Origin of the sequence: Streptomyces sp. NPDC005774 (genome assembly GCF_042871645.1) — a bacterium.
Classification (GTDB): domain Bacteria; phylum Actinomycetota; class Actinomycetes; order Streptomycetales; family Streptomycetaceae; genus Streptomyces; species Streptomyces pratens.
The window spans coordinates 54515-80014 of the sequence record NZ_JBIAIV010000029.1; the positions used below are offsets into that span (position 1 = coordinate 54515).

Sequence of the window (25500 nt, forward strand, 5' to 3'; positions counted from 1 at the left end):
GGCCCTCCGTGGTCTCGTTCGGGACCGTCAGGTGGCCGGTAGGGCCGTGGCGAGCAGGACGACGCCGAGGGAGCCGACCAGGGCGACGACCGCCAGGGCACGGGCGGGCTCCGTGCGGCCCTTGGAGTGGGCGATCCCGTGTCCCGCCGCGGCGAGTATCACGGCGGCGAACAGGGCGAGTTCGGCCGCGAGGGTATGACCGTATCCGGGCTCGGCCAGGGAGGCCCAGGTGACGCCCTTGTGCCAGGCCATGGCCCATCCGGTACCCAGCTGCACGGGCAGGAAGAGGGCCCCGGTCAGCATCCCGAACCGGCGGCCGGCCGCGGCGGTGAAGCGGTCCCTGGCCTCCTCGGCGAGCAGCCGCCGGGCCAGCGGCAGGATCACCAGGGACAGGGCCAGCTGCCCGCCGACCCACAGGGCGGCGCCGGCCACGTGCGTGAACCGCACCAGGGACCACCATCCGACGGTGTCCACTACTCGACCACCTCCACGGTGCCGAGCGCGCCCGCTTCGGCGTGACGCATGTCGTGATCGACGAAGGCGTAGTGGCCGGCTTCCGGGAACGTCGTCTCCACGAAGCCGCCCTGCGCGGGAGCCAGGTCGAGGACCTGCGCGCCGCCCGGATCGTCCGGCCGGAGCAGGTGGACGCCCTCCTTGTACACGGTGTCGAAGACGGTGCCCACGATGTGGAAGGCGATGCCGTTCCGCGGCCCGGCGGCGACCACCCAGAACCGGACCCGTTCACCGGCCCGCACCTTCAGGGGCCGCTTGGCGTACTGGGCGGCGACCCCGTTGAACGCCCAGGCGTCCGGCTCGTTCCGACGCATCTTCGCCACCTGGGCGGTGCTGCCCGGCGTACCGAGGTAGAGCTCGGAGGAGACCAGCGCGTATGCGTGGTCGACCTTCTTCAGCCCCGGCGGATCGATGATCACGGCGCCGTACATGCCGTTGCCGATGTGCTGGAGCATGGGTGCGGTGCTGCAGTGGTACAGCCAGGCTCCGGCCTTCTCGGCACGGAAGCGGTAGAGCAGGCGCTCACCGGGCTCGATGGTGCGCATGGGCTTGTCGGGGGCGAGGGAGCCGGCGTGGAAGTCGATGCCGTGGCCCATGCTCGGGTCGTCGTTGATCAGGGTGATCTCGAAGACGTCACCGATCCTGCCGTGCAGGGTGGGGCCGGGTGCGGTGCCACCGAAGGTCCACATCTGCTGTGTCACGCCGGGAGCGACCTCGCTGTCGGTGCGGGCGGCGCGCAGTTCGGTTCTGTGCACCGTCCCGCCGGGCGCGGGGGCCAGGTCGGCGGAGCGGGGCCGCCAGGCGGTGGAGAAGTCGGCGGCGAGGTCGGGGCCGTCGTCCGTGCCGGTGCCGGAGGCCGACGCGTGTCCGTCGTGTCCCGTGTGGCCCGCTTCTTCGCCACTGCCCGCGCCGGTGCCGTCGTTGACGACGATGTCCAGGTTCATCCCGGCTGCCCGGTGGCCCGGCAGAGTGCACCACGCCTCGCGGTCCTCGGTGACCGGGCCGAGGTCGAGCACGCGGCTGTCGCCCTTGGCGAGCATCGGGGTGGCGGGGCCGTCCTCCACCTTGAGGTCGTGCCGTTGGGCATCGGTGTTGGTGACCTTCAACCGCAGTGCGGTGCCCGCGTCGACCTCGATACGGTCCGGGCGGATCCGCATGCCGACGAGGGTCACGGCGACGGTGCGCGTGACACCCGTGCCGCCGCCCGCGGTTCCGGCAGCGGTGTCCGAACCTCCTGTTTTCCCAGCGCTGTTGGCGACCAGTACGGCCAGCACGGTCAGCACGGCACCCGCGGCGGTGCCCCACAGCGCGGGACGCCGTCCGGCGCCGCCCGTACCGTTCGCACCGTCCGCGCCCCGGGGGCGGTCCCGGCCGGTCTCCCGGCCGAGCGCACGCCCGCTGCGGAGCAGCACGGACACCGTCAGGGCGAGGAACGCGGCGCCGGCGGGGTGGGGCAGCGGCAGGGCTACGAGGGCGACGCCGAGGTTGAGGACCGCCAGCCGCACCACCCAGCCCCGTTCCAGTACCGCCCGCAGCGCTGCCCGCTCCGAGGGGCCGGAGGCGAGGACGACGGGCAGAAGATAGGTCAGCGCGCCGATGAGGACCTGGGCGACCAGTCCGACGAGCAGGACCGGGACCAGGGACGCGACGAGTTCCTGCGCTTCGGTGAGCGACCGCGTCACCAGCAGTCCCAGGTCCGCGACCAGGCCGGCGAACAACCAGGCCAGGGCCGCTGCCAGCGCCCACGCGGCAGCGGCCGAGACCACGGGCCGGCGACGCACGGTACGGGCGAACAGCACGGCCGCGACGGCGACTCCGGCGGCGTAGAGGGCGACGCCGAGTGCAGCGGCGGGCCACTGTCCGGCTGTTAGTCCGGCCACCGCCGTCAGCAGGCCGCCCCCGGTCAGGCCGAGCACGTGGCGGGCCAGTCGGGTGGTGCGTTCGGACATGCGCACGCCCAGCGTGGTCGGCCACAGCATGAACAGCGTGCCCAGCACGGGCAGTCCGATCCAGCCGAGGAGCGTGACGTGCACATGGGCCAGCTTCAGCCCGCTGTGGTGCTGCGGGCCGGCCCTTCCGGTCGCCAGCAGCCAGCCCAGGACAGCGCCTACGATCAGTGCAGCGGCGGCGGCCCGGTAGTAGTCGGCGACCGGAGCGAGCCGTCCGCCCAGCGCGCCCCGGCCCAGGCGGACCAGCACTACGAGGTGCGCGCCGATCGCCCCGACGAGCAGCGCGCATCCGGCTCCGGTCAGGGCCGGCAGGTCGGCCCACGCCCCGGCGAGGACACCCACGACGCCGAGGTTGACGCCGGCCAGCCGGATGTCGCTCCACCGCCGGTCGGGCAGCTTGGCGTGGAGCATGGCGACGGCGAAGTGCTCGCTCCACACCACGATCGCCGTGGTCGCCGTACGCCGTCCGGCGGCCCGGTCCACGCCCGGCCGACCTGCACCGCGGCTGGCACCCGAGGAGGCCGGGGCACGCACCCTGCTGCTGCGGCTGTGCTCCCTGCTGCTGCAGTACCCGGACGCCGAACTCGCCGCCGCGCGGCCGGTCCTGACCTCGACCGTGGCAGCGTTGCCGCCCTCGACCGCCGCCGGGTATCTGGCCGAGTTCACCACCTGGCTCACCGCCGAGGAACCGGACGCCCTGGAGCGCCACTACGTCGAGACGTTCGACCTGCGCCGCAGGAGCAGCCTCTACCTCACCTACTACCTGCACGGCGACACCCGCCGCCGCGGAATGGCCCTGCTCACCCTCAACCAGCGCTATCGGGCAGCCGGTTGGGACACGGACGGGGGCGAGCTGCCGGACCATCTCCCGGTGGTTCTGGAGTTCGCCGCCCTCGTCGGCCCCGGCGCCGGTGAGGCGCCTCTGCGGCAGCACCGGCGTGGACTGGAGCTGGTTCACCGGGCGTTGACCGACGCCGGCTCCCCCTACCGGCATGTGCTGGGGGCGCTGCTCACGCTGCTGCCGCCGGCCACCGTGGCGGACCGGGCGGAGGTCGCCCGGCTCGTCGCCGAGGGCCCGCCGGACGAGGAGGTGGGCCTTGACCTCTATCGAACGCATTCAGCGTACGGGCCTTACGGGGAAGGCGAGTTCGCTCCGCCGGGCGCCTTCGAGCCCCCGTTGCCCGCCGTACCGACCCGGGTGCCGCCCCTCACTCCGACCAGCCGCACGGAAGGCCGTCGATGAACGCCCTGTCCCTGACCGTCGCCGCGTCGTCCTCCCCCGCGGCGTCCCCCTCCTCGGTGAGCGGCACCGATCTGCTCCTTTGGGTCGCCGTTCCCTACGTCTGCCTGGCCGTGTTCGTGGTCGGGCACGTGTGGCGCTACCGGCAGGACCAGTTCGGCTGGACCTCGCGCACCAGCCAGCTCCTCGAGCACCGCCGGCTGCGCTGGGGCAGCCCGTTGTTCCACCTGGGCGCGTTCATGGTGATCGCCGGGAATGTGGTGGGGCTCGCCGTGCCGGCCTCGTGGACCGGGGCCGTCGGCATCGACGAGCACATGTACCACACTGTGGCCGTGTGGGCGGGCTCGGTGGCCGGCGTCGCCATGGTGGCCGGGCTCGGCATGCTGTGCGCCCGGCGGCTGCTGAACCGGCGTATCCGGCTCGGCACCGACCGCAGCGACAAACTGCTCTTCCCACTGCTGTCCGCCACCGTGCTGCTGGGCATCGTCGCCACCGCCGCGCACAACGTCTTCGGCGCCGGTTACGACTACCGGTCCACCGTCTCGGTCTGGTTCCGGGGCCTGTTCACCCTCACTCCGAAGCCGGAGGCGATCACCGGCGCCCCGCTGCTGTTCCAGTTGCACGCCCTGACGGCCTGCCTGCTCTTCGCGGCCTGGCCGTTCACCCGTCTCGTCCACGTGTGGAGTGCGCCGGTCGGGTACCTCGTCCGGCCGTACCTGGTCTACCGGCGCAGGAACGGGTCGGTGGCGGCACCACAGACCGCCTCGCGCCCCTCCGGCGCCCGGTCCACCGTCCGGCCATGAACGGCCCGTCTCCCTCCCCCGTGCTGTCTCCCTCCCCCGTGCCGGCACCCGCCGGCGGCCGGCACCCGCACACCGTGGGCGCCGGCCGCCGGACCGGCCTGGTGCTGCTCCTCACCGGGCTCGCCGGCTGGCTGGCCTCCTTCCGGCTCACCGTGGACGACTGGCGGCTGCTCCGGGACCCCGCCTACCGGCCACCGTGCGACATCAGTCCCGTGGTGAGCTGCGGCAGCGTCATGTCCAGTCCGCAGGGCAGCCTGTTCGGCTTCCCCAACATGCTGCTCGGACTGGGCGCGTTCGCCGCCGTGGCCGCCCTGGGCGTCGCCGCTCTCACCGGCGCCCGCTTCCACCGGGGACTGTGGCTCACGCTGGGCGCCGGGGCGCTGGCCGGAGTGTTCTTCGTCCACTGGCTGATCGCGCAGTCCCTGTACGAGCTGGGCAAACTCTGCCCCTACTGCGCCGTGGTCTGGGTCGTCACCATCGCCCTGTTCTGGTACGTCACCGTGCACTGCCTGGATCAGGGCCTGGTCCCGGCGCCCCGGCCGGTGCGGGAGGTCGTCCGGGACACGCACTGGATACTGCTCGGCGCCTGGTACGCCCTGCTCGTCGTGCTCGTCCTCACCCGCTTCGGTCCTCCTGGAGCACATTGCTCTGGCCCTCGGGCCACTCGGAGCGTCACCGGGCCGGATGCGCGGCTCCCCGCCGGTCAGTACGGTGGCGTCCTGGTATGTGACCTTGAACGGAGTGACCCGCCCGAGGACGGCGCGGGTCACCGGGCGGTGGAGGCGGCGACATGGCCGGCAAGAAGGCAGCGAAGCTGCCCCGTGCGGCGTACGAGAGCGAGTTGCTGCGTCTGCAGACGGAGCTGGTGAAGCTCCAGGAGTGGGTGCGGGCGGAGGGGGCCCGGCTGGTCGTCGTCTTCGAGGGCCGGGACGCCGCGGGCAAGGGCGGCACCATCAAGCGGGTCACCGAGTATCTCAACCCGCGCGTGGCACGGATCGCGGCCCTGCCCACGCCGACCGAGCGCCAGCGCACCCAGTGGTACTTCCAGCGGTACGTAGAGCATCTGCCGGCCGCCGGTGAGATCGTGCTGTTCGACCGGTCCTGGTACAACCGCGCCGGCGTGGAGCGGGTCATGGGGTTCTGCACGAAGGAGGAGTACCAGCGTTTCCTGCACCAGTGCCCGATCTTCGAGCGGATGCTGGTGGAGGACGGAATCCTGCTGCGCAAGTACTGGTTCTCGGTGAGCGACACCGAGCAGGAGGCACGGTTCCGCAAGCGACGGGAGGATCCGCTGCGCCGCTGGAAGCTCTCGCCGATGGACCTCGAGTCGATCACCCGCTGGGAGGCGTACTCCCGGGCCAAGGACTCGATGCTGGTGCACACCGACATCCCCGAGGCGCCGTGGTACGTCGTGGAGAGCGAAGACAAGCGCCGCGCGCGGCTGAACATGATCGCCCATCTGCTGAGCACGGTGCCCTACCCGGAGGTGGAGCCGCCGGTCATCGAACTGCCGGAGCGCCCGCCGTCCACCGGCTACCAGCGTCCGCCCCGCGACCTGCAGACCTACGTCCCCGACCACGCGGCCACCCTCTGACCCGGTGTCCCGATGACCGGGTGACCGGGTGACCGGGTGACCGGGTGACCGGCGGGGCAACCGGGTGGTGCCCCCGGCTGCCCCGGCGTGCACACCCTTCCTGCATGATCGGTGGTGGCCCCTCGACCTTCACGGCGGGGAGGCGACCCACCGAACCCGAAGGAGATGGCCTTGTCCATCTGGGAGGCACTGGCGGTCTTCGCCGCCGGCATCGGCGCCGGCACCATCAACACCATCGTCGGCTCGGGCACGCTGATCACGTTTCCCGTTCTGCTCGCCACCGGGCTGCCCCCGGTGACCGCCACCGTGTCCAATGCTCTCGGGCTGATCCCCGGTTCGGTCAGCGGCGCCATAGGCTACCGAGCGGAACTCAAGGGACAGCGCCGTCTTGTCCTGCGGCTCGGCGTGGCCGCGGTGATCGGCGGACTCGCCGGAGCGATGCTGCTGCTCACGCTCCCCGCGACCGCCTTTGAGACGATCGTCCCCGTGCTCGTCGCACTCGCGCTGGTCCTCGTCGTGCTCCAGCCCCGTATCTCCGCCCGCGTCCAACGCCGCCGGGCCCGCACGGGCACGGTCACCAAAACCGACGGCGGGCCCGTCCTCTTCGGCGGGCTCCTGCTCGCCAGCGTCTACGGCGGTTACTTCACGGCGGCCCAGGGGATCATCTACCTCTCCCTGATGGGCATGCTGCTCGAGGACACCCTCCAGCGGCTGAACGCCGTCAAAAACGTCCTCTCCGCCATCGTGAACAGCATCGCGGCCCTGTTCTTCCTGTTCGTCGCCGACTTCGACTGGACCGCCGTCCTGCTCATCGCCGTGGGCTCGGCGATCGGCGGCCAGATCGGCGCGAAGGTCGGACGTCGACTTCCCCCGCCCGCCCTGCGGACCTTCATCGTCGTCGTCGGCACGTTCGCCATCGTCCAACTGCTCCTGCGCTGAACCGGCGCCCGCCGGAGGGCCGGCCATCGGTCACAGGTCACCGCGGCACGGGGCCGAGGCCAACACCCTTCCGTCACAGGGGGATCGGCCTCGGCATGTCGTCCGCGCCAAGGACTCGTTCACCGGCCTCCCGGGCCCGGGGGCGGGCCCGGCCGCCCCCTCACCGAGGCCGGCTCCAGACGCTTCACCGGGAGGCAAGAGCCGTCCGGTTCACGAGCAGACGGTGTCGCTCTTCGGGACCGTCCCGTCGAGCAGGTACTTGTCGACGATCCTGGTCAGGCACTTGTTGACGCCGTAGGTGCCGTGGCCCTCGCCCTCGACCGTGAGGTGGACGCCGACTCCCTTGCCCAGCGCGTCCGCCATCTTCTTGGCGCCCTCGTAGGGGGTGGCCGGGTCACCGGTGTTGCCTATGACGAGAACGGGGCCCGCGCCGTCGGCCTTCATGTCGACGGTGGACGCGTGGCCGTCCACGGGCCAGTCGGTGCACGCGAGCAGCATCCAGGCGGTCATCTCGCCGAACACCGGAGACGCCTTGCGGAATTCGGGAAGCTGCCGGTGCACGTCCTCGACGGTGAAGCGATCCTTGCTGTCGGCGCAGTTCACCGCTGTGTTGGCGGGACCGGAATTGGAGTACACGCCGTTGATGTCGCGCTCGGCGTACAAGTCGGAGAGCCACAGCAGTCCACCGCCCTCCCCCTTCTGCGCATCCTCCAGCGCAGCGCCGAGCCACGACCAGCTTTCCTGGCTGTAGAGGGCGGAGAGGATGCCCATGCCGGCCTGTCCCTGCGTCAGACGGTGAGGGCCTTCTCCTCCGCCGCGTCGTCCGGCGTCGAGTCCTGGGCCAGCCAGGCATCCATGGCCTTGTCGTCCAGGCACTGCACACCGGCGCTCTCCCCGACCCCCCGCGGGTCGAAGCTGACCAGGTCGTAGCGCTTGTGCAGCTCCAGGTACTCCTCGGCGGCGAAGGCGGGGAACGTCGGCACCCCGGAGCCGCCGGGGCCACCGAAGTTGAAGACCAGGGATCCGATGCTCTTCCTGCCGGAGTCCTTCGCGGCCTGTGCCCGGATGAGGGCGAGATCGATGGTCTTGCCGTCGGGCTTCGCGTAGTCCAGGGGCGCCTTCATGGTGGCGCACTGCCATGTCGTCCCGTCCGGCAGGTCCTCGGGTTCATCACCGCCGCCCTGGGCCGCGGACGGGGCGGGACATGCGGCCCAGTCCAACTTCTGCTCTCTGAGAGCGGCGGGGACCGCGGGTATCGCAGCGGCTCCGTCTTCCTCGCCGGCGGGGTCGCAGGCTGTGACGGTGGCGGCTGCCAGTACGGCGAGTGACGCCAGGGCGACGGTGGCCCGGGACGAAAGGTGGTTGGGCATGCTTCTGCCGATCTGAGGTCGTTGACGAGGGAAGGAACGGACGCTTACGCGTCGACGTCCTGAGCGTGGTGCCGGTCGTGGTGCCGACGGTCGGCGCGTCCGTCCCGGCGGGACTTGTACTTTCGGACGACCGGTGCGGCGAGTACGGCGGACACGAGGGTCACGGTGCCCATGAAGGTGTACTCGGACCATGGGCTGTTGATGATCCCGGCCGATTCCAGTGCCGAGAGCAGCACCATGTTCACGGGATAGACGACGAGAGCCAGGACTACGATGTGCCAGGTGGGCGTCTTCTTCAGCAGCATGGCCATGATCACACTGATCAAGACGGCGACCAAGGTGACGATGAAATCGGTTCGTTCCATGTCTCATTCCTTCCGGCCCGGCACCCGCTGAGACGTCGACCACCGGAAGGAACGTCACCTAGGCCGCAAGACCTAGACGGGGTACCGGCGCACCAGTCCTCGACGACAGGCGGAGCCGTGCCCCCCTCTACACTTACGCCAATGGGAAGGGCTCGAGGCCTGCTCCTGCCGGGCCTGTTCGCGGTGGCAGAACCCACTCTGTGGTTCCTCACCTTTCCGTTGCTGGAGAAGCCTCCGAACACAACGGTGTGCATCACTTACTCCTCTGCCTTGGCATGCACCGTGGTCGCGCTCGAACGACGAACCCGAGCACCACCCACCACTCTTGGCCTTACCCTCACCACTTCCGTACTGGTGCAACTCCTGGTCCCGACCGACCTGGTGGGCTTGATGGGCCTGCTGGCCGTCCAGGTGGCGCTCTTCTCCGTGACCGCTCGGAGCGACTGGGCCGTCGGGCTGGGCGCGACCGCCGCAGCCGCTGTCGTCCAACTCCTGTCGGCCACCGTGCAGTACGGGTTCAGCAGTGCTCTCGTCGACGACTGGCTCATCACCGTCTTCTGGTACCTGCTGGCGGCGGCTCTCGGCGCCGGTCGCCGGCACTGGCTGCGGGAACGGCAGGTGGCACAACAGCAACTGGCCCGTGCCGAGCAGGAGCGGGGGCAGGCCGTCGGCACCGAACGGGACCGACTGGCCAACGAGTTGCACGACATCAGCGCACATCACCTCACCTCCGTCGTGGTGACCGTCGAAGCTGCCCGCAGGCTCGGTGACAGCAGGCCCGAGCTGGCCACGGAGACGCTCACGTTCGCAAGCCGCACCACACGGGAGACCCAATCCGCCCTGCGCCGTCTCGTGGCGGTCATGCAGGTGGACGACACACCGGCTCCCCAGTCGATGACCGCCTCGATCGAGGCCCTGATCGCGGGCTTCGGCAGACTGGGTCGCCCCATCTCCGTTTCCCTGCCTCCCGATCTCGTCGGCCCTGCGGCGGAGGCGGCCCACGGCATCATCCGGGAGGCGCTGACCAACGCCCTGCGCTACGCACCGGGCGCGTCGGTCGGCATTCGGGCGGAGCGATCCGAGGACGCCCTGCGACTGACCATTGACAACAGCAAGCCGCCGGGCGGTGCCGACGGCGGCCAGCCGGCTCTCGGCTCCGGCCGGGGTGTGGCGGGGATGTGGCGGCGCGCCGATGCGATCGGCGGGCAACTTTCCGCAGAGCCCCGCCCCGACGGAGGTTGGCGCGTACACGCCGTGCTCCCCGACACCCCGTCCGGACGGCAGTCGGCCGTGGGACGACGGCGCAACTTCGCACGCGAGCAGCAGATCGCGGACGGAGCGGTCTTCGGCCTTGTCGCCGCGTTGTCGCTGGCATTCGCCCTGGCAGAGGCGGACGATGCCGGTCACTCGGTCTCGGTCCGCCTGCTGCTCGCGCTGGTGCTGACCGTGCACGCGCTGCCGCTGTTGTGGCGCCGACGTGCCCCTTGGCTGACCCTCACGGCGGTCGGGGCCACCGCCCTTCTGTGGCCGGTGCTGCTCCACAGCGGTGTGCTGCCGCTGTCCGCCGCGTCCCGTCTCGTGAGCGGCGGACTCGCCGAAGTGGCCGCTGTCTACGGTGTCGCGGCCTACGGCCGCGTGCTGAAACCCGCAACCGCCTCTGACGGGAAGTACGTTCAGCACTCGAGGACGACATTACTGACGTATCCGCCGGGCCTCCGGCTGTCGTTTCTACCTGTTCCCGCCATGCTCCTTTCGTTCGTGGTATCGATGATGGCGGCGTTCACCGCCAACGGGATACTGGTCGGAGAGCCTGTCGATCCCTTCGTTTTGCTGTTCGTTCTCTTGCCGGTGCTGCCTTTGCCCGGCCTGGTGTTCACGGCCGCGTGGTTGGCGGGGTGGCTGATGCACATACGCCGCAGGCGGGAGTTGAGGCGCGAGGACGCAGCGCTCACGGCGTTGCTGGCCGGCAAGAGGGACCTGGTCCACAGTGAGCGGCAGCGGGTCGCCGGCGACCTGCGGGAGACGGTGCTCCGGCAGACCACTCGGGTGATCTCCTCAGCGGAGGCGGGCAGTCTGGACGACGTCGCCGCCGCCACGAGAGCGACGCTGGCCGCCATGCGTCAGCTGCTCGGAAGTCTGGATGCCGGTGCTCTTCAGGGAGTTGACAGCCCCGAGGGGCGGATGAGTCCGCTTTCGTAGGCGAAAATGGTCGCCTGCACGCGATCCCGCAGACTCAGTTTGTTCAGCACGACGCTGACATGAACCTTCACCGTGCCGACGGCCACCCCCAGACGCTCTCCGACTTCCGCGTTGCTCAGGCCCGTGGCGACCAGAGTCAGAGTCTCACGTTCACGATGGGTGAGGTTGCTCAGAGCTCCGGTGGTCTCCGGGGAAACCGGGGCACCTTGGGCGAAGGCCGCTATCAGACGTCCCGTGACCGCAGGCGCGAGGACGCCGTCACCGGCGGCGACACCCCGTATCGCGGCGAGAAGAGCATCCGGCTCGGCATCCTTGAGCAGGTAGCCGGAGGCTCCGGCACGCAGGGCTTCGTAGACGTAGGCATCGAGGTCGAACGTGGTGAGCAACAGGACTCTGACGCGACTGCTGTAACGCGTGATCAGCCGGGTGGCCGTCAGCCCGTCCATACCGGGCATGCGGATGTCCATCAATACCAGGTCGGGCGCGAGCTCGGCCGCCATCGCCACCGCCGCGTCTCCTTCGGCGGCCTCGCCGACCACGGTCATGTCGGCCTCGGCCGTCAGGATCGCCGCGAATCCCGCGCGGACAATCGCCTGATCGTCCGCGACCAGCACACGGACACTGATGACCTTCTCCTCTTCTGAAATCTTTCGTCCGGGCAGGCCGAGCCGGGGGCGGGGTCCGGTACTGGGGGCGGAGCCCTGGAACCGACGACCACGCGCGGAAGTACGGTGCCGGACCACACCGGCCCGACACGATCCCAACGGACAGGCCCTGGCCCACATGGGGCCCGGTTGCCCGCGTCGTATCATCCCACGGGCGCCGAGCACAGCATGCCGGGCCACGCCTCAGTCCTCGCCCTCCAGGTCGCCCTCCGTCTCCAGGTACACCTTCCGCAGCGCGTCGAGGACCGCCGGGTCGGGCTTCCCCCACATGCCGCGCGACTCGGCCTCCAGCAGCCGCTCCGCGATGCCGTGCAGGGCCCAGGGGTTGGCCCGCTGCAGGAACTCGCGGTTGGCCGGATCCAGGACGTAGGTCTCGGTGAGTTTGTCGTACATCCAGTCGGCGATGACCCCCGTGGTGGCGTCGTAGCCGAACAAGTAGTCCACGGTGGCGGCGAGTTCGAAGGCGCCCTTGTAACCGTGGCGGCGCATCGCCTCGATCCACTTCGGGTTGACCACCCGGGCGCGGAAGACGCGCGAGGTCTCCTCCACCAGGGTGCGGGTGCGGACCGTCTCGGGGCGGGTGGAGTCGCCGATGTACGCCTCGGGCGCGGTGCCGCGCAGGGCGCGGACGGTGGCGACCATGCCGCCGTGGTACTGGAAGTAGTCGTCCGAGTCGGCGATGTCGTGCTCGCGGGTGTCCGTGTTCTTGGCGGCCACCGCGATCCGCTTGTACGCCGTCTCCATCTCGTCGCGGGCCGGGCGGCCGTCCAGTTCGCGGCCGTAGGCGTAGCCGCCCCAGACGGTGTAGACCTCGGCGAGGTCGGCGTCGGTGCGCCAGTCGCGGGAGTCGATGAGCTGGAGCAGGCCGGCGCCGTAGGTGCCGGGGCGGGAGCCGAAGATGCGGGTGGTGGCCCGGCGTTCGTCGCCGTGTTCGGCGAGGTCGGCCTGGACGTGGGCGCGGACGTGGTTGGTCTCGGCGGGCTCGTCCAGGGAGGCCGCCAGGCGCACGGCGTCGTCGAGGAGGCCGACGGTGTGCGGGAAGGCGTCGCGGAAGAAGCCGGAGATGCGCAGGGTGACGTCGATGCGGGGGCGGCCCAGCTCGTCGTACGGGATGGCCTCCAGGCCCGTGACGCGGCGGGAGGCGTCGTCCCAGACGGGGCGGACGCCCAGCAGGGCGAGGGCCTCGGCGACGTCGTCCCCGGCGGTGCGCATGGCGCTGGTGCCCCAGAGGGAGAGCCCGACCGAGGCGGGCCAGTCGCCGTTGTCCGTGCGGTAGCGCTCCAGGAGGCTGTCCGCGAGGGCCTGTCCGGTCTCCCACGCGAGGCGGGAGGGGACGGCCTTGGGGTCGACGGAGTAGAAGTTGCGGCCGGTCGGCAGGACGTTGACCAGACCGCGCAGCGGGGAGCCGGACGGGCCCGCGGGGACGAAGCCGCCGTTCAGGGCGTGGACGCTGTGGTCGAGTTCGGCGGTGGTGGCCGCGAGGCGCGGGACGACCTCGCGGGCGGCGAACTCCAGTACGGCGGCGACCTGTTCACCGTGCTCGGCGGGCACGGCGGCCGGGTCCCAGCCCGCGTCCTCCATCGCCTGCACCAGGGCGCGGGCCTTCTCCTCCGCCTCGTCGGCCGTCGTGCGGGTGGCGGCGGACTCGTCGAGACCCAGGGCCTCGCGCAGGCCGGGCAGGGCGGTGACGCCGCCCCAGATCTGGCGGGCCCGCAGGATCGCCAGGACGAGGTTGACCCGGTCGGCGCCGGCGGGCGGGGCGCCCAGGACGTGGAGGCCGTCGCGGATCTGGGCGTCCTTGACCTCGCAGAGCCAGCCGTCGACGTGCAGGAGGAAGTCGTCGAAGCCGTCGTCGTCGGGGCGGTCGTCGAGGCCGAGGTCGTGGTCGAGGCGGGCGGCCTGGATGAGGGTCCAGATCTGGGCGCGGATCGCCGGGAGTTTCGCCGGGTCCATGGAGGAGATCTGGGCGTACTCGTCGAGGAGTTGTTCCAGGCGCGCGATGTCGCCGTAGGAGTCGGCGCGGGCCATCGGTGGGACGAGGTGGTCGATGAGGGTGGCGTGGACCCGGCGCTTGGCCTGGGTGCCCTCGCCCGGGTCGTTGACCAGGAAGGGGTAGATCAGGGGGAGGTCGCCGAGGGCGGCGTCGGGGCCGCAGGCGGCGGACAGGCCGGCGTTCTTGCCCGGCAGCCACTCCAGGTTGCCGTGCTTGCCGAGGTGGATCATGGCGTCCGCGCCGAAGCCGCCGTCCTCGGCCCGGGCGGCGATCCAGCGGTAGGCGGCGAGGTAGTGGTGGGAGGGCGGCAGGTCGGGGTCGTGGTAGATGGCGATGGGGTTCTCGCCGAAGCCGCGCGGGGGCTGGATGAGGATCAGCAGGTTGCCGCGGCGCAGGGCGGCGAGGACGATGTCGCCCTCCGGGTTGCGGCTGCGGTCGAGGAACATCTCGCCCGGGGCGGGGCCCCAGTGCTCCTCGACGGCCGTGCGCAGTTCCCCGGGGAGGGTGGCGTACCAGCGCTTGTAGTCGGCGGCCGGGACGCGCACCGGGTTGCGGGCGAGCTGTTCCTCGGTGAGCCAGTCCTGGTCGTGCCCGCCCGCCTCGATCAGCGCGCGGATCAGTTCGTCGCCGTCCCCCGAGGCCAGTCCGGGGACGTCGGTGTCGCCGAAGTCGTACCCCTCGTCCCGCAGCCGGCGCAGGAGGGCCACCGCGCTGGCGGGGGTGTCCAGACCGACCGCGTTGCCGATGCGGGAGTGCTTGGTCGGGTAGGCGGACAGGACGAGGGCCAGGCGCTTGTCGGCGGCCGGGATGTGCCGCAGGCGGGCGTGGCGCACGGCGATGCCGGCCACGCGGGCGGCGCGCTCGGGGTCGGCGACGTAGGCCGGGAGGCCGTCGGCGTCGATCTCCTTGAAGGAGAACGGCACGGTGATCAGGCGGCCGTCGAACTCGGGCACGGCGATCTGGCTCGCGGCGTCCAGCGGGGAGACACCCTCGCTGCTCTCCTCCCAGGCGGTGCGGGAGCCGGTCAGGCACAGGGCCTGGAGGATCGGCACGTCCAGGGTGGTGAGCGCGCCCGCGTCCCAGGACTCGTCGTCGCCGCCGGCGGACGCCTCGGCGGGCTTGGTGCCGCCGGCCGCGAGGACGGTCGTGACGATGACGTCCGCCGCGCGCAGCTCCTCGATCAGTTCGGATTCCGGAGCGCGCAGGGAGGCCACGTACAGCGGCAGGGGCCGCCCGCCCGCGTTCTCGACGGCGTCGCACAGGGCGTGGACGAAGGCGGTGTTGCCGCTCATGTGGTGGGCGCGGTAGTAGAGCACGGCGACGGTCGGGCCGTCGGTGCCCTCACGGGGTGTGCGCTCCAGCGGCCCCCAGGTGGGCGCGGGCGCGGGCGCCTCGAAGCCGTGGCCGGTGAGCAGGACCGTGTCGGACAGGAAGCGGGCGAGCTGCTCGAGGTTGGCGGGCCCGCCGTGGGCGAGGTAGGCATGCGCCTCGGCGGCGAGGCCGACGGGGACCGTGGAGGCGGCCATCAGCTGGGCGTCGGGGGCCTGTTCACCGGTGAGGACGACGACCGGGCGGCCGTCGGCGAGCAGCAGGTCGAGGCCGTCCTCCCAGGCGCGCAGTCCGCCGAGGAGGCGTACGACGACCAGGCCGATGCCGTCGAGGAGTGCGGGCAGGTCGTCGAGCGGGAGGCGGGAGGGGTTCGCGAAGCGGTAGGGCACCGGGCCGTCGGCCGCGCGGGCGCTGAGCAGATCCGTGTCGGACGTCGACAGGAGCAGGATGCGGGGGTGCGTCGAGCGCTCCCCGGACGAATGCGGCATGCGTCGGCCGGCCTTCCTCGGGATCCGCGCCCCGGGTGGTACAAGACGGCTGGAGTTCCTGACTCGTCCGGCCTCGTGGTGGCCTGACTCACAGTGGCGGGACCGCGCCGGATTCGCACCGGGCTTCCTCCATGTCGCCGTCATGGCGATGGCGGATCTGATGATCCGCCGAGAGACATAGTACGGGTCGGGGCAAGAGGGCAGGACTTGGCTGCGGGGTGCCGATCTGTATGCTCGCCGCCATGTCCACGGCTCCCCTCCCCCCGTCGTCCCAGGCCACAGCGGTCTCCCGGGACCGCGGTGACGCCTGCCCGGGGTCGTTGCGGCTGCACACGGCCGACGACGGTGCGCTGGCCCGGGTCCGGGTGCCCGGCGGGGTGCTCGCCGTGCCGCAGGCCGAGGCACTGGCGGACGCGGCGGACCGGCTGGGCGACGGTGAACTGCATCTGACCTCGCGCGGCAATGTGCAACTGCGTGGACTGCGCGACGACTGCGGCGCCCGGCTCGCCGAACTGCTGGACGCCGTCGGACTGCTCCCCTCACGTGGGCACGAACGGGCACGCAACATCGTCGCCTCGCCGCTGTCCGGCCTCGACGGACGGGGTGTCCGGGATGTGCGGTCGTGGTTGTCGGCCCTGGACGGGTCACTGTGCGCGAGTGAAGCGGCGCGGGCGCTGTCCGGGCGGTTCCTGTTCGCGCTCGACGACGGGCGGGGCGATGTCGCCGGGCTCGGCGCCGATGTGACCGTGCGTGCGCTCGCCGGCGACGGCGCCCTGCTCGCCGTGGGCTCGGCGGAGCAGGCCCTGCGGGTGTCCGGGGACGAAGCGCCCCGGGCCGCCCTGCTCGCCGCCGAGGCGTTCCTCGACGTGTTGCGGGAGACCGGGGCGCAGGTCTGGCGCGTCGACGAACTGAGCCTTCCCTCCGGGGAGTTGACTCGTCTGATCCGGTCCCGTCTGACCGGTGCGGGCATCGGCTGCGTTCCGGCGCCGCACGACCGCGCCACAGCGGAGGGACCGCCTCCGGGGGTGGCCGGGGCGGCCTTGTCCGTCCATGTGCCCCTGGGCCGTCTCACGTCCCGTCAATGGCGGACCGTGACCCGGGTGGCCGCCGAAGTCCGGTCGGGCGAACTGCGCCTGACACCGTGGCGCGGCATTGTCGTCCCCGCTCCCGGGACGAGCGCGGCGACAGCGGCCGACACACTGACCCGTCTCTCCGGCACCGGCCTGGTCACCGACTCCTCCTCCCCCTGGCTGCGCGTCGGTGCCTGCATCGGCAGGCCGGGGTGCGCAAAGTCGCGTTCCGACGTGCGGGCGGACGCAACCGCCGCCCTCGCCGACGCGGGCCGCTCCCCCCTGCCGTTGTACTGGTCCGGCTGCGAGCGGCGCTGCGGCCACCCCCGCGGCGACCGGATCGACGTGGTCGCCGCCCCGGAGGGCGGCTACCGGATCGGCATGGCCGCCCGGGAGCGGCCGGAGCGTACCGCCGCCCTGGACGATCCCTCCCACCTCGCCGCCGCCCTGGCGGCCCTCACCTCATGAGCCGTACGACGACCGAGAGCAGCGAGAAGAGCACCGTGACCCCCTACGACTACGAGAAGGACGGGGCGGCCATCTACCGCCGGTCCTTCGCCACCATCCGCGCGGAGGCGGACCTCGCGGCCCTGCCCGCCGACGTCAGCCAGGTCGCGGTCCGGATGATCCACGCCTGCGGCATGGTCGACCTCGTCCGCGACATAGGTCACACACCCGGTGTGGTGGCCCGCGCACGCGAGGCCCTGCGCGGCGGGGCTCCGATCCTCTGCGATGTGCAGATGGTCGCCAGCGGCGTGACCCGCAAGCGGCTGCCCGCCGGCAACGACGTACTGTGCACCCTCTCCGACCCGGCCGTCCCGGAGCTGGCGGCGAAGCTCGGCACCACCCGCAGCGCCGCCGCGCTGGAGCTGTGGCGCGACCGCCTGGAGGGCGCCGTGGTCGCCGTCGGCAACGCGCCCACAGCGCTCTTCCGCCTCCTGGAGATGATCGAGGAGGGGGCGCCGAGGCCGGCCGCCGTCATCGGCGTGCCCGTCGGCTTCATCGGCGCGGCCGAGTCCAAGGACGCCCTGGCCGCCCACCCCTCGGGCCTGGAACACCTGGTCGTCCGAGGCCGCCGCGGAGGCAGCGCCATCGCCGCCGCCGCTCTCAACGCGATCGCGAGCGAGGAAGAATGAGCGGCAAGCTGTACGGGGTCGGGCTCGGTCCCGGGGACCCGTCCCTGATGACCGTACGGGCCGTCGAGGCCATCGCCGAGGCGGACGTGATCGCCTACCACAGTGCCCGCCACGGCCGGTCCATCGCCCGCGCCATCGCGGCGAAGCACATACGGGCCGACCATGTCGAGGAACCGCTGGTCTACCCCGTCACCACCGAGACCACCGACCACCCCGGCGGTTACCAGGGCGCCATCGACGACTTCTACACCGAGGCGTCGGCCCGGCTCGCCGTCCACCTGGACGCGGGCCGGACGGTCGCCGTCCTCGCCGAGGGCGACCCGCTCTTCTACGGCTCCTACATGCACATGCACAAGCGGCTCGCGGACCGCTACGACACCGAGGTGATCCCCGGTGTCACGTCGGTCTCCGCCGCCGCGGCCCGCCTGGGCACTCCGCTCGTCGAGGGCGAGGAGGTGCTGACCATCCTGCCGGGCACGCTGCCCGAGGAGGAGCTGACCGCCCGGCTCGCCGCGACGGACGCGGCCGTGGTGATGAAGCTGGGCCGCACCTTCCCCAAGGTGCGCCGGGCGATGGAGCGCGCGGGACGGCTCGGGGCGGCCCGGTACGTCGAGCGGGCCACCATGGCCGGGGAACGCCTTGCCGGACTCGCCGACGTGGAGGCCGAGTCCGTGCCGTACTTCTCGGTGGCCGTGCTGCCGAGCCAGGCCGACGCCGAACGCCCCGCGCGGGAGCCGGGCTCCGTCGGTGAGGTCGTCGTGGTCGGGACCGGGCCGGCCGGGCCGTTGTGGCTGACGCCCGAGTCGCGCGGGGCCCTCGCCGCCGCCGACGACCTGGTCGGCTACACCACCTACCTGGACCGGGTGCCCGTACGAACCGGTCAGCGCCGCCACGGCTCGGACAACCGGGTCGAGGCCGAGCGCGCCGAGTTCGCGCTGCGACTCGCCCTGCAGGGGCGCAGGGTGGCTGTCGTGTCCGGCGGCGACCCCGGTGTCTTCGCCATGGCCACGGCCGTGCTGGAGGCCTCCTCGGCCCAGGAGTACACGGACGTGCCGGTACGGGTGCTGCCGGGCGTGACCGCCGCCAACGCGGCCGCCGCCCGTGCGGGCGCCCCGCTCGGTCACGACTACGCCACCGTCTCCCTGTCCGACCGCCTCAAGCCGTGGGAGGTCATCGCCGGACGCCTGCGCGCCGCCGCGGGTGCCGACCTGGTGCTGGCCCTGTACAACCCCGGGTCGCGCAGCCGGACCTGGCAGGTCGGCAAGGCCCGCGAACTGCTGCTGGAGCACCGGGCGCCGGACACGCCCGTCGTTGTGGCGCGGGACGTGGGCGGCGCCGGCGAGCGGGTGCGGATCGTCCGGCTGGCGGACCTGGACCCGGACGAGGTCGACATGCGCACGGTCCTGTTGGTCGGTTCCTCGCAGACCCGGGTCGTACGGCGGGGGGACGGCGAGGAGGTCGTCTGGACGCCCCGCCGCTATCCGGAGGAGTGAGGGCCTCGGCGGTTCAGCCGGCGTCCGGGTGCGCACACCGCGCGTATGCCTCCCGGACCCGCTGGACCGCCTGCCGGGGATCGGCCACGACGGTCACTCCCCCGGGCACCGGCGGCCTGCGCACCACGACCACGGGCACCCCCGCCTCACGGGCGGCCGTCAGTTTCGGTGCGGTGGCCGCTCCCCCGCTGTCCTTGGTGACCACGACGTCGATCCGGTGCCGACGCAGCAGCTCGCGTTCCCCGTCGAGGGTGAACGGGCCGCGGTCGAGCAGCACCTCCATGCGCGCCGGGTGCGGCGCGCCGGGCGCGTCCACGGACCGTACGAGGAACCACAGGTCGTCCAGGTGGGCGAAGGCCGCCAGGCCCGTCCGGCCGGTGGTGAGGAAGACCCGCCGGCCGAGCGCGGGCAGCAGCCCCGCGGCCTCGGTCAGGGAACCGGCCTCGTGCCAGACGTCCCCCTCGACCGGCAGCCAGCCGGGACGTCGCAGCGCGAGGAGAGGAACATGGGTGGTGGTCGTGGCCCGTGCCGCGTTGAAACTGATCGTGCCGGCGAAAGGGTGGGTGGCGTCGATGAGCAGGTCCACCTCGTGCCCGCGCAGCCAGGCGGCGAGTCCGTCGGCCCCTCCGAAGCCGCCTACGCGCACCTCGCCGGGCGGTGTCCGGGGCGCGGCCACCCGTCCCGCCAGGGAGTTCGTCACCCTCAGACACGGCAGGGCGGCGTCCGCCAGGAGCTCGGCGAGGCGGCGGGCCTCGGTGGTGCCGCCGAGGATCAGCACATGCACGGCCGTTCCGTTCCCTTCATTCGGTTCCCTTCCCCCGAGCGAGACATGAGCAGCGACGCATGAGCAGCGAGGCCGAGGGCGGTCGCAGCGCCCAACTCAAGCACACCGGTCTGCGGCCCGGCTGGACCACCGGTGCCTGCGCTACCGCGGCCACGACCGCCGCGTACACCGCGCTGCTCACCGGCGGCTTTCCCGACCCGGTGGCGGTCACGCTGCCCAAGGGGCAGACACCGTCGTTCGCGCTGGCCGTCGAGGAGCTGACGGACTCGTACGCCATGGCGGGGATCGTCAAGGACGCCGGCGACGACCCGGACGTCACGCACGGGGTGCTGGTCCGGGCGACGGTGCGGCGGCTTCCCGCCGGGGCCGGGGTCGTCTTCCGGGCGGGGCCCGGCGTGGGTACGGTCACCCGCCCCGGCCTGCCGCTGCCTGTCGGCGAACCGGCCGTCAACCCGGTCCCCCGGCAGATGATGAGCGACCACGTCGCCCGCGTCGCCGGACGGTACGGCGGCAGCGGCGACGTCGAGATCACCCTCTCCGTCGACTACGGCGAGGAAATCGCCCGCTCCACCTGGAACCCGCGGCTCGGCATCCTCGGCGGGCTGTCCATCCTCGGCACCACCGGCATCGTGGTCCCCTACTCGTGTTCGGCGTGGATCGACTCGATCCGCCGGGGTGTGGACGTGGCGCGGGCGGCGGGGCGCACGCACGTCGCCGGGTGCACCGGCTCCACCTCGGAGAAGACGGTCGTCGCCGAGTACGGCCTGCCCGAGATCGCCCTGCTGGACATGGGCGACTTCGCGGGCGCCGTGCTGAAGTACGTCCGGCGTCACCCGGTGGACCGGCTCACCGTCTGCGGGGGCTTCGCCAAGCTCTCCAAGTTGGCCGCCGGTCACCTCGACCTGCACTCCGCCCGTTCCCAGGTCGACAAAGGGTTCCTCGCCGAGCTGGCGCGGCGCGGCGGCGCGGACGAGGCCCTCACCGCCGCGGTGGCGGACGCCAACACCGGCCTCGCCGCACTCCAGCTCTGCCAGGCGGCCGGGGTCCCACTGGGCGACCTGGTCGCGACGGTGGCCCGCGACGAGGCGCTGGCCGTGCTGCGCGGGGCGCCGGTCGCGGTCGACGTGATCTGCATCGACCGGGCGGGGACGGTGGTGGGCCGCAGCTTTGTAGCCTGAGGACCGACCCGGTCGAGGCCGGGAAGGCGGGCCGACCCGGCCTCGACCGGGAGGGCCTGGCCTGCCTGTCGGGACGTCCTGCTCAGCAGGTGTGCCTCTCCCGCTCGGGCGAGTAGAGGTGGCTGTCGCGGAACTGCTCCGCTCCCAGCGTCCGCCCGACCATGATCACAGCCGTCCGCAGCACTCCCGCGTCCTTGACCTTCCCGGCGATGTCGTCGAGCGTGCCGCGGATGATCAGCTCCTCGGGGCGGGAAGCGTACGCGACGACGGCGGCGGGGCAGTCGGCGCCGTAGTGCGGCAGCAGTTCGTCGACCACGCGGTCCGCGTACTTCGCCGCCAGGTGCAGCACGATCAGCGCGCCGCTGCGGCCGAGGGTGGCCAGGTCCTCGCCGTCCGGCATGGCGGTCGCCCGGTTGGCGACCCTGGTGAGGATGACGGTCTGCCCGACCGTCGGCACGGTCAGCTCCCGCTTCAGGGAGGCCGCCGCCGCGGCGAAGGCGGGCACGCCCGGCACGACCTCGTAGGGCACCCCTGCCGCGTCCAGCCGCCGCATCTGCTCGGCGACCGCGCTGAACACGGACGGGTCCCCGGAGTGCAGCCGGGCCACGTCCTGGCCCTCCTGGTGCGCCCGGAGCAGCTCGGCCGTGATCTCGTCCAGATTGAGCTGAGCGGTGTCCACCAGCCGTGCGTCGGGCGGGCATTCTGCCAGCAGCTCGCGCGGCACCAGGCTGCCCGCGTACAGACAGACCCCGCAGGCGGCGAGTGTCCGGGCGCCGCGCACGGTGATCAGGTCGGCGGCGCCGGGCCCGGCACCGATGAAGTACACGGTCATGTGTCTGCTCCCGCTGTTCCTGGTACGGCTTCTGACGAGTCGGATGTCTTGTGTACTGCCCACTGGGTCACCGGCATCGCCTGCCGCCACCCGGTGAAGCCGCCCACGGGCACGGCGTGCGCCACGGCCAGCCGCACCAGCTCGCCTCCGTGGCGCCGTCGGGCGTCGGCCAGCAGCGCCTCGGACTCCAGCGTGACGGTGTTGGCCACCAGCCGCCCGCCCGTGGGGAGTGCTTCCCAGCACGCGTCCAGCAGTCCGGGGGCGGTGAGCCCGCCGCCGACGAAAACGGCGTCCGGCCGCGGGAGTCCGGCGAGGGCGGCGGGCGCCGCGCCGGTCACCACCCGCAGTCCCGGGACGCCGAGCCGCTGCGCGTTGCGGAGGATCCGCTCGGCACGGACGGGGTCGCGTTCGACGGTGAGGGCCCGGCAGGCGGGGTGCGTGCGCATCCACTCGACGGCGATCGAGCCGGAGCCGCCGCCGACGTCCCACAGCAGTTCGCCGGGGGCGGGGGCCAGGGCGCCGAGGGTGGCTGCGCGGACATGACGCTTGGTGAGCTGCCCGTCGTGCTCGTACGCCTCGTCCGGGAGCCCGGGGACTGCGCCGAGACGCAGGGCGCCGGGGGCGCGGCGGCATTCGACGGCGACGATGTTGAGGGGGTCGGGGCCGTCCCCCGTGTACGGCGGTGGCCAGTCGTCGGCGGAGGTCTCCCCGGTCGTCCGTTCCCTGTCGCCGCCGAGCTGTTCCAGCACCCGCATCCGGCTCGGCCCGAAGCCGCGGTCCCGCAGCAGGGCGGCGACCTCGCCGGGGGTGGCGGCGTCCGCGCTGAGCACGAGCAGCCGCCGGCGGTCGTGCAGGGCGGCGGCCAGGCGTGCGGTGGGCCGGCCCACGAGCGTGACGACCTCGGTGTCCTCCAGGGGCCAGCCGAGGCGGGCGCAGGCGTAGGAGACGGACGAGGGGTGCGGCAGGACATGTACGGAGCCGGCTCCGAGCACCTCGGCGAGGGTGCGTCCGATGCCGTGGAACAGGGGGTCCCCGCTGGCCAGGACGGCGATCCGGCGGCCGGCGTGGGCCGCGAGCAGGCCGGGGACCGCGGGCCGCAGTGGTGAGGGCCAGGACACCCGGTCCCCTCCGCACTCCGGTGGCAGAAGGGCCAGTTGGCGGGGACCGCCGATCACCACGTCCGCACCGAGCAGAGCCTGCCGCGAGGTGGCGGGGATGCCCTGCCAGCCGTCGGCACCGATACCGACGACGGTCACTGCGGCGGTCGGTGCGGGTCGGGCGGCGGTCACTGCTCGGCACCTCGGGGTCGGGACGGCATCGGAGACGCACTCTACGGGGCGACGGCCTGCGCGGAGTCACTCGGGTGCGCATCGTCGGCGACTCCCCCGTCGGACCCGGACCAGGGTCCGCGACGAGCCGCTGGGCCGCCTGCACGCCGGCCCGGCCGTCCGGCCCCCTCTCTCGAACAGCAGTGGAGAAAAGGGAGTTGACGGCCGCATTGACTGCCGGCCGGATCCTGGACGCCTTCGCGGGCAGCGGCGGCGCTCCGGCCTCGCCCGGACTCCTTCATGGCCGGCGAAATCCGACCCCCGTGCCGCTAACATGTTTCGAACTCGCGACGATCTCCCCGATCGTCCGTTCTTCACCGGTAAAGCACACCGCACAACAGCTCGATACGTGACCTATTCGTCCAAAATCTAGTAAATGGGCCAAACAATTGAAAACCATTCCACCACGAATACCGTCGCGGACGGGTCGCAGACTCGTCTTCGCCGCGTGGCTTCGGCCACGAGCGATGCTGTGGGCCACGGCGGGCGCGGCGGCCCTCGGTTTCCTCGTCGCGCTGGAACTCTCCGCGCGCCACTACGGCCTACCGGGGCCGATCACCAATCAGGCACGAGAGGTGATATTCGCCCCCCGTTCGGGTCCGCTGCTGTACGCCGGTCTGGCGTTGACGATGGTGGTGCTCACCTGGCGGCAACGGCTCGTCGCACTGGGTGCCGCGATCGGCGTCGATGTCCTCTTCTGGCTGGTGCGGTGGGCGCTCGACGCCGAAATGAACTTCGGCAACGGCGCGTTGTGGGTGGTTCTGGGCTGTGCGGCTGTCGCTGTCACGCGCCGTGCCGACCGGGAACGTGCGCTGCTGCTGAAGGGCGCCGGGCTGGGTCTACTGCTGGTGGCCGGCCACAAGACGGGCGACACCTGGCTGCTCATCACGTCGAAGACCCGCCCCGCAGTGCTCGACCAGTACGTGATCATCGCCGATCGCGCGCTGGGCGACCCGTCGTGGCTGGTCGGCCAGGTCGTCAACGCCACCGCACCGATCAGTGTCCATGTTCTCCACCTGGTCTACGGTCAGCTTCCGCTGGCAGCGGCACTCGTCGGGCTGTACCAGCTGCGTCACGTGGCGGTCGAGCGCCGCTTCCCGGGCCACCATCTGGTGCGCACCTTCCTGGTCATCGGCCTGCTCGGGCCGGCCATCTACATGCTCTTCCCGGTCGTCGGTCCGGTGTACGCCTACGGCGCCGACGGCGGCCAGTGGGCGGCGGCCAACCTGTGGCCGGACACGCTGCCGTCGATCAGCGCTCCGCACCCGATGCCGTTCGACGAGATCACCCCGCGCAACTGCATGCCCAGCCTGCACACGGCGTGGGCCGTCACGCTCTTCATCCATTCCCGCAAGGGCTCGCGGGCGATGCGGTACGCGGGCACGTTCTGGTTGGTCGGCACTCTCGGCGCGACACTGGGCTTCGGCTACCACTACGGCGTGGACGTCATCGCCGGCGTGGTGTTCGCGCTCACGATCGAGGCGGCGATGCGCTCGCTCGCACAGGGCTGGGACCGGTCGGGCGTTTGGCTGGTCGTCCACGGTACGACGGTGTTCACCCTGCTCCTGGTGTCGTACCGCTATCTGCCGATGGAGATGGCCGGGCGTCCGTGGGTGTTCGGACCGCTCCTCGTGCTGGCGACGGCCTCAGTGGTGCACGGCTACGTGCGGACCACCAGGCTGTGGGATGCGACTGCCACGCCGGCGCGGCAGTCGGAGCCGCACCCCGCAGAACCGCGACCCGAACTGGTCTGAGCCGTGGCGCATCAGGCTGTATGCCGGGCGCTTCACGGGCGGGGCCGGCACGCTGAACGTGTGCCGGCCCCTCCCCTTCAGGGACACCGTGCTGCCGGAGTGCCGTCCGCCGTACCTGCTCAACCCTGGTACGGCTGTCCCGCCTCAGCCGTCGGGGCCGGGCAGGCTGTGGGCGGGCAGGCTGTGGTCGTAGAGGTCGTAGGACACCGTGCTGGTGGCGGGCATGGTGTGTACCGCCTCCAGGGCCGGTGAGACGAAGGCGCGCCAGGGTTCGCCGGCAGCGGCCGCGCGCGGCTCGAAGCGGACGGGCCGGCGGGCGAGCTCCTGCCACAGGGGCGGCAGGGTGTCTTCCGATGGGCCGCTCGGGACAGGGAAGGCCGCCAGTACACGTTCTCGATCATCCATCCGGTAGGACAGCAGGGTGGAGTACGGTCCGATCCGGTCGGGGCAGCGGGCCGCGGGCCGCGGAAGAGGCGTA

The 25500-nt window shown here is 72.2% G+C and carries 20 protein-coding genes, 1 pseudogene and 1 riboswitch; of the genes and pseudogenes, 11 read left to right on the forward strand and 10 right to left on the reverse strand.

The genetic code is table 11. The annotated features are described in order from the left end of the window. Positions 1–27: 27 nt before the first annotated feature. Together ACFYQA_RS24465 and ACFYQA_RS24470 are read right to left on the reverse strand one after the other, a co-directional pair. Positions 28–474 (reverse strand): hypothetical protein, encoded by a 447-nt coding sequence (locus ACFYQA_RS24465; protein ID WP_388921593.1) that lies wholly within the window; start codon positions 472–474, stop codon positions 28–30. Continuing rightward, a complete protein-coding gene (locus tag ACFYQA_RS24470) occupies positions 474–2903 on the reverse strand; it encodes a multicopper oxidase domain-containing protein (protein WP_388921596.1) in 2430 nt (809 codons plus the stop codon). Before ACFYQA_RS24470 ends, ACFYQA_RS24465 begins: the two co-directional genes overlap by 1 nt. Here ACFYQA_RS24470 and narJ point away from each other — a divergent pair. The 5 genes from narJ (at position 2872) to ACFYQA_RS24495 (ending at position 7038) form a co-directional block, all read left to right on the forward strand. Next, positions 2872–3705, forward strand: coding sequence for a nitrate reductase molybdenum cofactor assembly chaperone (gene narJ, locus ACFYQA_RS24475; RefSeq protein WP_388921599.1), 834 nt, complete (start codon positions 2872–2874; stop codon positions 3703–3705). The two genes, ACFYQA_RS24470 and narJ, sit on opposite strands and share 32 nt — an antisense overlap. Continuing rightward, a complete protein-coding gene (gene narI, locus ACFYQA_RS24480; RefSeq protein ID WP_388921602.1) occupies positions 3702–4505 on the forward strand; it encodes a respiratory nitrate reductase subunit gamma in 804 nt (267 codons plus the stop codon). The genes narJ and narI overlap by 4 nt, the downstream gene beginning before the upstream one ends. Continuing rightward, a complete protein-coding gene (locus tag ACFYQA_RS24485) occupies positions 4502–5374 on the forward strand; it encodes a vitamin K epoxide reductase family protein (protein ID WP_388921605.1) in 873 nt (290 codons plus the stop codon). The genes narI and ACFYQA_RS24485 overlap by 4 nt, the downstream gene beginning before the upstream one ends. Continuing rightward, the gene (ppk2, locus tag ACFYQA_RS24490; RefSeq protein ID WP_388921607.1) at positions 5296–6099 is read left to right on the forward strand and encodes a polyphosphate kinase 2; all 804 of its coding nucleotides are present in this window, start codon (positions 5296–5298) and stop codon (positions 6097–6099) included. Before ACFYQA_RS24485 ends, ppk2 begins: the two co-directional genes overlap by 79 nt. Positions 6100–6264: 165 nt before the next feature. Next, a complete protein-coding gene (locus ACFYQA_RS24495) occupies positions 6265–7038 on the forward strand; it encodes a sulfite exporter TauE/SafE family protein (RefSeq protein WP_388921610.1) in 774 nt (257 codons plus the stop codon). Positions 7039–7248: 210 nt separating this feature from the next. Here the strand turns inward: ACFYQA_RS24495 and ACFYQA_RS24500 are convergent. After that, a pseudogene (locus ACFYQA_RS24500) lies at positions 7249–8408 on the reverse strand (alpha/beta hydrolase). A gap of 44 nt (positions 8409–8452) precedes the next feature. Continuing rightward, a complete protein-coding gene (locus ACFYQA_RS24505) occupies positions 8453–8773 on the reverse strand; it encodes a hypothetical protein (protein WP_388921613.1) in 321 nt (106 codons plus the stop codon). A gap of 141 nt (positions 8774–8914) precedes the next feature. Between ACFYQA_RS24505 and ACFYQA_RS24510 the strand changes: the two genes are divergently transcribed. Further along, entirely contained in the window at positions 8915–10972 is a 2058-nt protein-coding gene (locus ACFYQA_RS24510; protein ID WP_388921616.1) for a sensor histidine kinase, read from the forward strand. Here ACFYQA_RS24510 and ACFYQA_RS24515 read toward each other — a convergent pair. Together ACFYQA_RS24515 and cobN are read right to left on the reverse strand one after the other, a co-directional pair. Next, positions 10927–11598 carry a response regulator gene (locus ACFYQA_RS24515; RefSeq protein ID WP_388921677.1) on the reverse strand — a complete coding sequence of 224 codons (672 nt, stop codon included), beginning with the start codon at positions 11596–11598 and terminating at the stop codon, positions 10927–10929. The two genes, ACFYQA_RS24510 and ACFYQA_RS24515, sit on opposite strands and share 46 nt — an antisense overlap. Positions 11599–11820: 222 nt before the next feature. After that, a complete protein-coding gene (gene cobN / locus ACFYQA_RS24520; protein ID WP_388921619.1) occupies positions 11821–15447 on the reverse strand; it encodes a cobaltochelatase subunit CobN in 3627 nt (1208 codons plus the stop codon). A 29-nt stretch (positions 15448–15476) separates the two neighbouring features. Further along, positions 15477–15624, reverse strand: a riboswitch (cobalamin riboswitch). Between the two features lie 53 nt (positions 15625–15677). Here cobN and cobG point away from each other — a divergent pair. Genes cobG through ACFYQA_RS24535 form a run of 3 tightly spaced genes read left to right on the forward strand, consistent with a single transcriptional unit; the run spans position 15678 to position 19146 of the window. Continuing rightward, positions 15678–16985, forward strand: a complete 1308-nt coding sequence (gene cobG / locus ACFYQA_RS24525) for a precorrin-3B synthase (protein WP_388921621.1) — start codon at positions 15678–15680, stop codon at positions 16983–16985. After that, positions 16982–17653, forward strand: a complete 672-nt coding sequence (locus ACFYQA_RS24530) for a precorrin-8X methylmutase (RefSeq protein ID WP_388921623.1) — start codon at positions 16982–16984, stop codon at positions 17651–17653. The genes cobG and ACFYQA_RS24530 overlap by 4 nt, the downstream gene beginning before the upstream one ends. Continuing rightward, positions 17650–19146 (forward strand): precorrin-2 C(20)-methyltransferase, encoded by a 1497-nt coding sequence (locus tag ACFYQA_RS24535; protein ID WP_388921625.1) that lies wholly within the window; start codon positions 17650–17652, stop codon positions 19144–19146. Before ACFYQA_RS24530 ends, ACFYQA_RS24535 begins: the two co-directional genes overlap by 4 nt. Before the next feature lie 13 nt (positions 19147–19159). Here the strand turns inward: ACFYQA_RS24535 and ACFYQA_RS24540 are convergent, their stop codons facing one another. Beyond that, positions 19160–19930 (reverse strand): cobalt-precorrin-6A reductase, encoded by a 771-nt coding sequence (locus tag ACFYQA_RS24540; protein WP_388921627.1) that lies wholly within the window; start codon positions 19928–19930, stop codon positions 19160–19162. Between the two features lie 59 nt (positions 19931–19989). Here ACFYQA_RS24540 and ACFYQA_RS24545 point away from each other — a divergent pair, with 59 nt between their 5' ends. Further along, entirely contained in the window at positions 19990–21108 is a 1119-nt protein-coding gene (locus ACFYQA_RS24545) for a cobalt-precorrin-5B (C(1))-methyltransferase (RefSeq protein WP_388921630.1), read from the forward strand. An 82-nt stretch (positions 21109–21190) separates the two neighbouring features. Here ACFYQA_RS24545 and cobM read toward each other — a convergent pair whose 3' ends face one another. Both cobM and cbiE read right to left on the reverse strand, forming a co-directional pair. Beyond that, on the reverse strand, positions 21191–21940 hold the full coding sequence (gene cobM, locus ACFYQA_RS24550; RefSeq protein WP_386394514.1) for a precorrin-4 C(11)-methyltransferase: 750 nt from the start codon (positions 21938–21940) through the stop codon (positions 21191–21193). Continuing rightward, entirely contained in the window at positions 21937–23229 is a 1293-nt protein-coding gene (cbiE, locus tag ACFYQA_RS24555) for a precorrin-6y C5,15-methyltransferase (decarboxylating) subunit CbiE (RefSeq protein ID WP_388921633.1), read from the reverse strand. Before cbiE ends, cobM begins: the two co-directional genes overlap by 4 nt. Before the next feature lie 506 nt (positions 23230–23735). On the opposite strand from cbiE, the gene ACFYQA_RS24560 reads away from it, so the two are divergent. After that, a complete protein-coding gene (locus ACFYQA_RS24560; RefSeq protein WP_388921636.1) occupies positions 23736–25022 on the forward strand; it encodes a phosphatase PAP2 family protein in 1287 nt (428 codons plus the stop codon). A 144-nt stretch (positions 25023–25166) separates the two neighbouring features. Here ACFYQA_RS24560 and ACFYQA_RS24565 read toward each other — a convergent pair whose 3' ends face one another. Beyond that, positions 25167–25427 (reverse strand): hypothetical protein, encoded by a 261-nt coding sequence (locus ACFYQA_RS24565; protein ID WP_388921639.1) that lies wholly within the window; start codon positions 25425–25427, stop codon positions 25167–25169. Positions 25428–25500 lie beyond the last annotated feature (73 nt).